The organism is Anoxybacillus sp., from assembly GCF_036834105.1.
Classification (GTDB): Bacteria; Bacillota; Bacilli; order Bacillales; family Anoxybacillaceae; genus Anoxybacillus.
On sequence record NZ_DAITON010000070.1, the window covers coordinates 1 to 11,826 of the forward strand.

11 protein-coding genes are annotated in these 11,826 nt (G+C 39.8%); 3 read left to right on the plus strand and 8 right to left on the minus strand.

Features of this window, described 5'->3' with window-relative positions:
* Window positions 1-44: 44 nt before the first annotated feature.
* Window positions 45-1,448, minus strand: coding sequence for a PTS mannitol transporter subunit IICB (locus V7Z64_RS08240; protein WP_297991097.1), 1,404 nt, complete (start codon window positions 1,446-1,448; stop codon window positions 45-47).
* A gap of 228 nt (window positions 1,449-1,676) precedes the next feature.
* Here V7Z64_RS08240 and V7Z64_RS08245 point away from each other — a divergent pair, with 228 nt between their 5' ends.
* Window positions 1,677-2,426 carry a CAP domain-containing protein gene (locus V7Z64_RS08245; RefSeq protein WP_297991095.1) on the plus strand — a complete coding sequence of 250 codons (750 nt, stop codon included), beginning with the start codon at window positions 1,677-1,679 and terminating at the stop codon, window positions 2,424-2,426.
* A 36-nt stretch (window positions 2,427-2,462) separates the two neighbouring features.
* Here V7Z64_RS08245 and V7Z64_RS08250 read toward each other — a convergent pair whose 3' ends face one another.
* From V7Z64_RS08250 to V7Z64_RS08275, 6 genes are all read right to left on the minus strand, one after another.
* The gene (locus tag V7Z64_RS08250; RefSeq protein WP_297991093.1) at window positions 2,463-4,523 is read right to left on the minus strand and encodes a GDYXXLXY domain-containing protein; all 2,061 of its coding nucleotides are present in this window, start codon (window positions 4,521-4,523) and stop codon (window positions 2,463-2,465) included.
* Window positions 4,524-4,587: 64 nt separating this feature from the next.
* Window positions 4,588-5,358, minus strand: coding sequence for an IclR family transcriptional regulator (locus V7Z64_RS08255; RefSeq protein WP_297991092.1), 771 nt, complete (start codon window positions 5,356-5,358; stop codon window positions 4,588-4,590).
* Window positions 5,359-5,415: 57 nt separating this feature from the next.
* A complete protein-coding gene (locus V7Z64_RS08260; protein ID WP_297991098.1) occupies window positions 5,416-7,599 on the minus strand; it encodes a malate synthase G in 2,184 nt (727 codons plus the stop codon).
* Window positions 7,600-7,728: 129 nt separating this feature from the next.
* Entirely contained in the window at window positions 7,729-8,379 is a 651-nt protein-coding gene (locus V7Z64_RS08265) for a TetR/AcrR family transcriptional regulator (protein WP_334110044.1), read from the minus strand.
* Between the two features lie 14 nt (window positions 8,380-8,393).
* Window positions 8,394-9,191 (minus strand): ABC transporter permease, encoded by a 798-nt coding sequence (locus V7Z64_RS08270; RefSeq protein ID WP_334110038.1) that lies wholly within the window; start codon window positions 9,189-9,191, stop codon window positions 8,394-8,396.
* 8 nt (window positions 9,192-9,199) lie between these two features.
* Window positions 9,200-10,072, minus strand: coding sequence for an ABC transporter ATP-binding protein (locus V7Z64_RS08275; protein WP_297991087.1), 873 nt, complete (start codon window positions 10,070-10,072; stop codon window positions 9,200-9,202).
* 149 nt (window positions 10,073-10,221) lie between these two features.
* On the opposite strand from V7Z64_RS08275, the gene V7Z64_RS08280 reads away from it, so the two are divergent.
* Entirely contained in the window at window positions 10,222-11,067 is an 846-nt protein-coding gene (locus V7Z64_RS08280) for an SPFH domain-containing protein (protein WP_297991085.1), read from the plus strand.
* Between the two features lie 13 nt (window positions 11,068-11,080).
* Complete coding sequence (locus V7Z64_RS08285; RefSeq protein ID WP_003397421.1) at window positions 11,081-11,242, plus strand: hypothetical protein; 162 nt, start codon at window positions 11,081-11,083, stop codon at window positions 11,240-11,242.
* A gap of 65 nt (window positions 11,243-11,307) precedes the next feature.
* On the opposite strand, the gene V7Z64_RS08290 is transcribed toward V7Z64_RS08285, so the two are convergent.
* On the minus strand, window positions 11,308-11,826 hold a 519-nt coding region (locus tag V7Z64_RS08290), incomplete at its 5' end, for a cell wall hydrolase (RefSeq protein WP_334110042.1).

The window sequence follows — 11,826 nt, forward strand, 5'->3', positions numbered from 1 at the left end:
CCTGTTTGTCTCTTGGGTATGGAAATTAATGTAATAAAAAATACTCATCTACAGTCACTTTTTAACATTTCGATTAACTCATCGTATTTTGGACTATTTAAGAAGTTTTCTACAGATACGTGATACGCATTCGGTAGCTTTTCTTTTGCACGATCTGTTAAGTTTTGGTGTGTAATCACAACGTCCGCATCACCCGGTAACTGGTTAATAGCTGTATTTGTTACCTCAATATCAAGACCCGCTTTTTGTACTTTATTTCTCATAATCGAAGCACCCATTGCACTCGATCCCATCCCTGCATCACAAGCAAAGACAATTTTCTTTACTTGTTTTGGTGCTGTAGAGCTTAATGCTGAAGCAACGCTGCTTTTCTTTCCTTTTAATTGTTGCATCTGCTCTGTTGCTTGTTCTAAATCCCCTTCTTCTTGTTTTGATGTTTTCAAGAAGAATGATGCCACTAAGAAAGAAACAGTAGCAGCAACGATCACACCAGCAAGAACACCTACATAATGACCACGCGGTGTCATAGCGAGTAATGCGAAAATACTTCCTGGTGATGGAACTGCGACAAGACCCGCATGAAATAATGTGAATGTAAATACTCCGCTCACACCGCCGGCAATTGCCGCCAAAATTAATACTGGACGCATTAAAATATATGGGAAGTAAATTTCGTGAATTCCTCCGAGGAAATGAATAACCACAGCACCTGGCGCTGATTGTTTCGCCATTCCCTTTCCAAACAACCAGTAAGCAAGTAAAATACCGAGACCTGGACCTGGGTTTGTTTCAAGCAAGAATAAAATCGATTTCCCTGTTTTCGCCGCTTGCTCAATACCAAGAGGACTTAAAATACCGTGATTAATCGCATTGTTTAAAAACAATACTTTTGCTGGTTCAATGAAGATGTTTGCTAAAGGCAATAATTTCGCGTTAACAATCGCCTCTACACCTGCTGCCAATGTTTTGTTTAGTCCTAAAACGACAGGTCCAATTCCTTTAAAAGCGACTAATGTGAGCAATCCACCAATAATACCTGCTGAAAAGTTATTGACTAACATTTCAAAACCTTGTTTGACTTTTCCATGAACGAGCTTGTCAAACTGTTTGATCGCATATCCACCAAGCGGACCCATGATCATTGCACCTAAAAACATCGGGATGTCTGAACCGACAATAACCCCCATTGTTGCCGTTGCACCGACGACTCCACCGCGAACATCGTAAATCATTTTTCCGCCTGTATAACCAATTAATAATGGCAATAAATACGTAATCATCGGCCCAACTAATTTAGCGAATGTTTCACTTGGCCACCAACCTGTTGGGATAAATGACGCGGTAATAATTCCCCACGCAATAAATGCTCCGATGTTTGGCATAATCATTCCGCTTAAATAACTGCCAAAACGTTGCACTTTAACACGAAAACCTGTTTGATTTTCCATGTTCTCTCCTCCTCGTTTTCATTTTTGTCTTGCTATAGCTTCATATTAAAGCGCTTACAGCTTGTGTTCAATGTAAAGTAAACATCATTTTGTCTGTCACAATCTTGTCATTTTTAAAAAACAAAAAGAGGAAAAAACATTTCTCAACCATTCCCATCTTTAGTTTGTCTCATTGCTGTAAAAACTAATGATGCATGAGGATGATACATGCTAAGGAGGGATGAACAAATGATAACGAAACTGACGAAATCCATTGTTGCTTTAAGTTTGTTGACTATTGTCGGTTGTAACAACGCAATGGATATGAATAACCGTTCAAACATTTCTGCTTTGCATACAACGCTATCGAGCAATCAATATCCGCATACAAAAGCGATATTGATTCAAGAAGCTCGCTATAAATTTGTTCCAATTGATCCGAAAGACGCAACAAATTGGCGATCACTAACCGAACAACAAAGAACATATATGCAACCAAGACCTTATACGCAAGCACCGAATGTGTATCAACGTCCAAATCAAGTAACACCAACACAACCGAACAGACAAACACAACAACAGACACAACAACAAACAAGACAAACAACGCCGACTACAAATATTAGTCAATATGCCCAACAAGTGATTGACTTAACAAATAAAGAACGGGCGCGGGCAGGACTGCCAGCTTTACGCGCTGACGCTCAACTTAGTTCTGTTGCTCAGAAAAAATCAGAAGACATGCGAAAAAATAATTATTTCTCGCACACAAGCCCAACATACGGATCTCCGTTTGATATGATGCGCGATTTTGGCGTTTCTTATCGAACAGCTGGGGAAAACATTGCGAAAGGGCAGCGAACACCCCAAGAGGTTGTCAATGCATGGATGAATAGCGCAGGACATCGAGCGAACATTTTAAATCGCAATTTCACACATATTGGCGTTGGATTTGACGGAAACGGAAATTATTGGACACAAATGTTTATTGGGAAATAAGAAACCCGCCGTCTCGGTGTGAGGCGGCGGGTCTTCTCACTGCTCAACAATTTTCTCTAACAACGCATCGCCTGATTGGCTGACGCGTACATACGCAAAGCGGGCACGTTGCTGTATATCTAATCCTGTCTTCTCCGGAACAAAGTACGTTTCAATTCCGTAAATGATCGTGTTTCCATATATATTCCCATTCACTAACACATCGCCCTCGCGGTACAAATGCGGATTGCGCTTCTTTCCATTAACCGAATAAATACCGACAAATCGATGAACCCCTGTGTCGTCTTTTCGTAAAATGACTTGAACTTTGCCCCATTCATCAACCCCTTCAATTGTTGAAATATCGTATTGAAGACGAACATAATCTCCTTGAATAAGTGAACGTGGATCAATCGGCTCAAGCTGCAATTTGATTTGCTCACCATGCCGAATATGTCGTTCCTTATCAAATGTCACATACGCGATAAATACAACTTGTAAGGTGATGACGACCAAAAGGGGTAACCATTTTTGGTCACGAACGGAAAACGAAATCGCTTTTCTTTTTTGTACAAATGTAGCGAATGTAAACAAACATAAACCAACAATAGCCAATGTGAACGATTTATGAAGTAAATCCCATATCCATTCATAATACTTTAATATGAGAAACAAACACATATACACCCAAGCAATTGAGCGCTCATATTCATTTGTACGAAATAAAAGAACGAACGAGGCTGCACAAAGAAATGCAATATTCCATCCGACATACATCCAATCTATAGAAAAAATATCTGCACTTGTCAATAGAAGGAGTGAAGTAAACGAAAAAACGAGAAACACAAAACGCTCATACATATGTTTGGCGAACCAATAGATGACGCTATAAAAAACAAATACAGTCAATAATGTGAGACGGATGTCGCTCCATTCATCAAGCATCATCATAGCGACATAAATGGAAGCAGCGATATTTGTCATCGTTCGTACACCTGCTGGCATACGCCATGAAATAAGAAACAAGACAGCGACATATGCACTCATCACAATCAAGGAAACCTCAGTCACACTAAACGCCCCAAGTATATATCCAATCGCAAGCAATGTGTAACGAACAACATCATTTTGTCTTTTCCATAATAATGCGGGTGTAACAAATAGCAAAATACATATGCTTAGCAATACATACGGTGAAAACGCATCGAACCAAAACGAAAGAAGCTGCATAATACTTCCAACAGCAATCATCGATGCAACGACGGTGACAATGATTTGAAAAGCAACGATAAAAAATTTCTCTACCTTTCCATTACTACGTTTTTTCATCCATCGCAATCCGTAAATACCGATATAGACGATGATGACAGCTAGCACAAGACCGAATATATACCCATTCCCACCAAAATACTGCTCAACAAACCGAAAATATTGAATGATCCCAAACATACCTGTAAACAATACCGTGCATATAAAATATGGCTGTTTTTTTACATATAACAAAAACAATACGAAAAGGATGGTATACACGTATGGCCAAAAGCGAAATTGCTCAAATGATATTCCTTGTATGAAGATAACAAACAGCCAACTATGCATCGCCATATAAGCGAGAATAGAAAGTAGAGATGGACGACTGAACGATGCAACGATGCCATTGATGATCACAAAAAGCAATAAAATGAAAAATGACGTCCATTCCCCTCTTTCAATGTGATACGAAGAAGGAAAGTAGTAAAACCAAAACGTTAGTTGAAGCAATCCGAGGCTAAACACAACAAGAAATCGGTCGCGAGCAAGCCAAGCAAAAATAGAAGTAGGAATAAGCCAAACAAAAAACAATAAAAAGCTATCAGCATGTGAGTTATACACTTGCCCGATTAGCGCAACACAAATACCAAATGTAATGGCTCCGAAAATAAACAACCATCTGCTTAATAAATGATAGCGAAAAACAGTCGCGCTCATCACATAAAAGAAAACCATAAAGCCAGCTGCAATACTAACTTTCGTCAATCGTCCAAGTTCAGGCCAATTCGAAGCGAAAAAATAAACGAACGCGGCAACGAGAAACAAAAGCCCTAACAAATATGTTGTTTTCACAACTCGTTGTGCCATATAGCGGCCTCCTTAAACATCGCCTTTTTACCATTATACTATGGTTGGAGACCGCACGTATACATCATTTATCGATATACCCAAGCCGCTCAGAAATTTGTTTGCCAATCGCTTTCATTTGCACATGAAGTTGTTCTAGTCGTTCATCCGTCATACGAATCGTCGGCCCAGACACACTGACCGCTGCAACAACTTGCTTTGTGTGATCAAAAATAGGCACAGCTATACAACGGATACCGTACTCGTTTTCCTCTAAATCAAGCGCATAACCGAGCTCACAAACACGCTCTAACTCGCGGAGAAACATACGTTGATCTGTAATCGTATAATCAGTATGTGGTGGTAATCCTTTTCTTTTTAAAATGTCCATTACAACATGCTTGGGCAAATGTGCCAAAATCGCCTTACCGACGGCTGTGCAATGCATCGGTGCTCGCTTTCCGACTTTTGAATGCATGCGTAATGTTTCATTCCCATCTAGCTTTTCAATGTAAATGACCTCCCCTTGATCGTACACGACAAGGTGAACAACTTCGTTCGTTATTCGTTCAAGCTCGCGTAAATACGGTTTTGCTTCTTTTCGTAAATCGATCGATTCTAACAACTTCGAGCTCATTTCCAACAGCTTATAACCGAGCTTGTATCGCTCTGTTTCTCCATCTTGTTCAACGTATCCGTGTTCAGCGAGTGTCGATAGTAACCGATGAACGGAACTTTTATGAATACCGATTTGTTTAGCAATTTCCGTCACACCAATTCCATGACGATAGTTGCTTAAAATATCCATAATTTTTAATGCCCTACTAACTGACTTGACAAATGAATCTTTTTCCATGATGCTCCCACCTTTAGCACGTAATAAGGGCATTCGCATTGAATGCCCTCTGTATTATCATTGTTTCACATGTGCATACTTTGCCTTCGCTTCTAAACGACGACGATGTAAAATCGGCTCCGTATAGCCGTTTGGCTGTTCGTACCCTTTAAAAACGAGGTCGCACGCTGCTTGGAAAGCAACTGAGTTGTCATAATCAACCGACATCGGTCGATAAGCTGGATCGTCGGCATTTTGTTCATCGACAACTTTCGCCATTCGCTTCAACGTTTCAAGTACTTGCTCTTTCGTACAAATACCATGATGTAACCAGTTGGCAATATGTTGGCTCGAAATACGAAGCGTTGCACGGTCTTCCATTAAACCAATGTTATGGATATCGGGTACTTTTGAACATCCAATCCCTTGGTCGATCCAACGAACGACGTAACCAAGAATACCTTGTGCATTATTATTTAACTCTTGTTGAATTTCCTCAGGCGTCCATTGTGGGTTGCTAGCGACAGGAATTTGTAAAATATCGTCACAATAGTTTTTGACACGTTTTTTCAACTCGTCTTGCACCGTAAACACATCTACTTGATGATAATGAAGCGCATGTAACGTCGCCGCTGTAGGTGACGGAACCCAAGCTGTATTTGCCCCGGCTTGCGGATGAGCAATTTTTTGCTTTAACATTTCCGCCATCATATCAGGCATCGCCCACATTCCCTTACCAATTTGGGCACGACCTTGAAAACCAGTCAGTAATCCAATCGCTACGTTCGATTTTTCATAACTTTGTAACCATACGGACGATTTCATTTCATTTTTTCGAATCATCGGTCCTGCTTCCATTGATGTGTGAATTTCGTCGCCTGTACGATCTAAAAAGCCTGTGTTAATGAAGATGATTCGATCCCTTACTCGATAAATACAATTTTTCAAATTCAATGTTGTCCGTCGTTCTTCGTCCATGACACCAATTTTAATTGTATTCCGTTCAAGGCCGAGCATATCTTCCACACGATCAAACAATTCATCTGCGAATGCTACTTCTTCTGAACCGTGCATTTTCGGCTTTACAATGTAGATCGAACCTTTTCTCGAATTAACATACTTCCCATTGCCGAGAAGCGAATGTTTCATAATTAAAGTCGTTACGACCGCATCTAAAATACCTTCGTACACTTCTTCTCCGTTTTCAAGTAAAATCGTATTGTTCGTCATTAAGTGCCCAACGTTGCGCACAAACATAAGCGACCGTCCTGGCAATGTGAGCGTTTCGCCACTTGGTGTTGTATATACACGATCTGGATTTAGCTCGCGCGTAACTGTTTTATTTCCTTTTGTAAAGCTCGCCGTTAAATCACCACGAACTAAACCGAGCAAGTTGCGATATACAAGTACTTTATCTTCCGCATCGACTGCCGCAACAGAATCTTCACAGTCCATAATTGTTGTTAACGCGGCTTCTAAATAAACGTCCTTGATACCAGCTGCATCCGTCTGTCCGATCGGGTGAGTACGATCAATTTGTATTTCAATATGTAGACCGTTATTTTTCAATAAAATCGCAGACGGTTGCTCTGGTGAACCTTGATACCCAACAAATTTTTGCCCATCTTGCAACGTTGTTGTTTGTCCATCTCCCGTTGTCACAGTTAGCACACCGTTTACAACGGCGTATTGAACGGCATCTTTGTGCGAATATCCGCGAAGTGGTACTGCTTCATCTAGAAAGGCACGAACGTAAGCGATGACCTTTTCCCCACGTATCGGATTGTATCCTTTTCCACGCTCAGCCCCATCTTCTTCACTAATCACATCTGTACCATATAAAGCGTCATACAAACTTCCCCATCGGGCATTCGCTGCATTTAGCGCATAACGCGCGTTTGTAATCGGAACAACGAGCTGTGGACCTGCTTGCTTAGCAATTTCATCATCGACGCGTTCTGTCGTAATTTCAAAATCTTCGACTTCCGGCTCTAGGTAACCGATTTCTTGTAAAAATGATTTATATTGTTCAAAATCAAACTGTCCACGATGTTGCTTATGCCATTCATTGATCTTTTCTTGTAATTCATCACGCTTCGCAAGCAACGCTTTATTTTTCGGCGTTAATTCGACGATCAGCTGTTCAAAATCTCCCCAAAACTTATCTGCATCTACCCCACTATTCGGCAACACTTCATTTGTCATAAAATCATAAAAAATATCAGCTACCTGTAGACGACCTATTTTCACATATTCCCCCATCATCATTCCCCTTCCTTTTGTTGCGTATTATGAAACAATGTTTCAAATTTCTCGAAAATATCATACCATACAAAAACAGAAAATTTCAACAATTTTCTTACAATGAATAAAAGCGGGAAAAGTCCCGCCTTACTTGTAAATCCCGTATTTTATAATGTTCACATATTCATCTAACTCTTGCATAACCAAATCCCCGTGGTGAATCGGATTATATCGTTTATTTTTATACAATTGCATATACTTATTCGATAATTGTTCAACGATCAACATCGTCATGCGCACGACAGTTTCAGCACATACATCGTCACGCAATGTTTCTTTCTGTAGAAGATCTTTTAAAAAAATATGTTGCAATTGAAAATCTTCAGCATATGTTTCGTAATGTTCCGCAAGCAGTTGTTCCATTTCTTTTTTCACCACTTTTGGTGGATTAGCGACTGCATCGATGACTAGTTGTGTTTCATTCGGATATTTCATAAATACTCGTTGCTTGATAAGCAAAATTTGTTTTATTCGTTCAAAAAAGTCACTACATCTCAGTTCATTTACTGCTTCCATCGTTTTTTCAGTCAACAACGCTTTTGCATAATGAACAACATATAAATATAAATTTTTTTTGCTTTTGAAATAATGAAAAAGCAATCCTTTCGATATCCCGGCGCGGCTTGTAATGACGTCTGTTGACGCATGTTCATACCCGTTTTGCACAAATTCTTCGATAGCCGTACGGATAATAAGCTTTTTTTTGTCTTCTTGTTGCCTTTCAAACGCTTCGTACAACCGAATCACCTAACCTATGCCACAATATCTTTCTTTTTGTAAATAATGTATGCTAAAACGATGCTTACACTAATGATCGCTATCATTAAACTAACGTATAGTACATCGAGTTGCAACTCATAAATGATCGGTGCTGCATCAACATATTTGAACGGGCTAAAGTATTTCAAAAAAGATAAATCTTCAGAAATGCTTGACATCATGCTCATAAAATAAGTGACGAAAACAAGCCCAAGGGCAAACGATGACGCATTTCTCGTTTTACGCATCATCGTTGATAATAAAAATGCTATGGACGCAAACGTAAAGTGAAGAAATACATTTGCCAACGTCAATAAATAAACAGCTTTTAATGAAACGTCGTATTCTTTAGCGATCTGAAAGCCGACTAAACTAACAAGGAAGGAAACCGTATTTATGACAATAATATTTACAACGACAACGAGTCCTTTACTTGTCAAAACTTCACTTCTTGTGACTGGTTTAGCAAGTAAAAATTCAATCGTTTTATCGTTTTCCTCTTTCGCGACAATATTTGCGGCTAACATAGCTGCGTAAACACTGCCAAGCAACGTCGTCATCGCATACACACGCACACCGTAATACCCTGTCAAATCACCAATGCTCAATTGATCCATTCCAAATGCTTTAATCATGGCTGGTGGCAGCGATTGAAGCAGCTTCGTTACTTCTTTTTGTTGCTCCGCGAACTGTGGGAAAATACTTAGCGTCAACAGTATAAGTCCGCTAAGCACAACAGTCCAAATAACTAAAGATTTTGCGTTTCGTTTCCATTCCCGTTTAAACATCATCTATCCCCTCACTTTTCGTAATAGTGCATAAACACATCTTCAAGAGACGGTTCGCTCATCGACACATCTTTAATGCGTAAATTGTGCAACTCGGCTATTAGTTCGTTCATATCCCCTCTGTATAACATCATCACTTCATTACCGCTGACTTCTTTTTTTACAACTCCCTCTAAATCAAATGTCGCATATTGTCCTTCCTCGAGCACGATCGTCACGTGTTTCAGCTGGTTTTTCGTTAGGTGTTCGATCGTTTCCACTTGAATAAGCTTGCCTTCTTTAATAATCGCTACACGATCACAAAGCTTTTGCACTTCTGATAAAATGTGCGAGGAGAAGAAAATCGTTACACCTTTTTTCCGTTCTTCTAAAAGAAGCTCAAAAAACGTATGCTGCATAAGCGGATCTAATCCACCTGTTGGCTCATCTAAAATAAGCAGTTTCGGTTCGTGCAACAACGCTTGAACGATCCCCACTTTTTTTCGATTTCCAAATGATAAATCTTCAATTTTTTTATGAACGTCTAAATCAAGACGCTTAGCCAGCTGTTTCAATCGTCGATCCGTCACGTTATAAAATGATGCCGAATAAAGCAATAAGTCGATCACTTTCATATCATCATAGTAATGCACTTCAGAAGGTAAGTAGCCAACATGACGCCGGATTTCTTTCGCATCTTTTACAATATCTTTTCCGAAAATCGTCGCACTGCCGCTCGTCGGATAAATAAAGTTTAGTAACGTACGAATCGTCGTACTTTTTCCTGCTCCGTTCGGTCCGATAAACCCAAAAATTTCCCCTTCCTTAATAGAGAATGTTACCCCTTCAATTCCTCGATTGTTTTTATACCTTTTTGTTAGCTGTTTGACATCAACAATGCCCATCGTTTCGCCCCCTTGGCGTTATACTTTATTGACCAATAAGTCAATTCCATAATACAACAGTTTGACTCAATAGTCAATAAAGAGATATTTACATATAATTCAAAAAGTGATATCATTAAAATATCTTTATGATGTTAGGAGGAAGAAATATGAAAGAAATGAAAGCTTGGTATATGAATGGTTTTTTCGCTTTGTTTCTTATCATCACATTACTTGCAGGTGCTATGTGGCGTTTTTTTATGGAGATGGAACTTATCCTTCCACTTTTCCTTGCTTTTTTCGCCTTCTTATTAATGACAGGCATGACTATGGTGCAACCTAATCAAGCAAAAGTCGTCATCTTTTTCGGAAAGTATGTCGGTACTATTCGTGATAGCGGTTTATTTTTGACTATTCCACTTAGCGTTCGCAAAACCGTTTCATTACGTGTTCGCAACTTCAACAGCGCCAAATTAAAAGTGAATGACGTTGAAGGGAATCCAATTGAAATTGCAGCGGTCGTCGTTTTTAAAGTGATTGATTCAGCGAAAGCCATATTTGATGTAGATAACTACGAGCAATTTGTCGAAATTCAGAGTGAGACAGCCATTCGTCACGTCGCAACAAAATATCCGTATGACACATTTGAAAACGAAAACATCTCGCTACGTGGAAACGCCGACGTCGTCTCAGAAGTATTAGCAAAAGAATTACAAGAACGTCTAAATGTAGCTGGTGTTGAAGTCATTGAAGCACGTTTAACACACTTAGCGTACTCTACAGAAATTGCAAGCGCCATGTTACAACGTCAGCAAGCTACAGCCATCCTAGCAGCACGAAAAAAAATTGTTGAGGGAGCAGTTTCAATGGCAAAAATGGCGATTGAACAGCTAGATCAAGAAGCTCATTTGCAGTTAGATGAGGAAAGGAAAGCAAATATGGTTAACAATTTGATGGTGGCAATTATTTCTGATCGTGGAGCCCAACCAGTCATCAACGCCGGAACGTTATACTAACGGTGAATACGAAATGACAAAGAAAAAAAACTTTCCGCTACGAATCGATCCAAAATTGTATGAAATCATCGAACGTTGGGCACAAGATGAATTTCGAAGCGTGAATGCTCATATCGAATTTCTACTGCGTGAAGCAGCAAAGCGCGAAGGACGTTTGAAAGAAAATAAAAAATAGAAAGGTGTCCCAAAAGCTTTCGGGACACCTTTTTCCGTCATCATACCTCTACGCATGGAGAAATACTATTTCGCAAATACATGGTTTCCAATCACAACTGTCACTTGGCGCGAGCGGATCCATTCGCTTTTCGCCGTCTTTGGATTGTAAAAGTACAATGAACCACTTCCTAAACCGCGAAAAGCAATGGCTTCTTCAACCGCTCGATATGCTTCTCGATCCGCTGGTTTGTTAATCTCGCCGTTTTGTACAGGAGTGAACGCATAATATCCCCCTGAACGCTCATAAATGACTTGGCGAATTGTATTTGGAAAATTCGGATGGTCGACACGATTCAACACGACCGTAGCAACCGCCACCTTCCCTGCGAACGGCTCTCCTTTTGCTTCCGCATGAACGAGGCGAGCTAACAAATCTTTATCGGCTTGAGAAATAGGTTGCGGAATACGCAACGCTTCACCAACAAACAAAATATCCGATTGTTTTTGGTTGATTCGTTGAAGCTCTAGCAATGAAACATTGTAACTTTTTGCAATCGTCCAAAACGTTTCCCCTTGTTTTACATAATGAACTGTCGTTTGTGC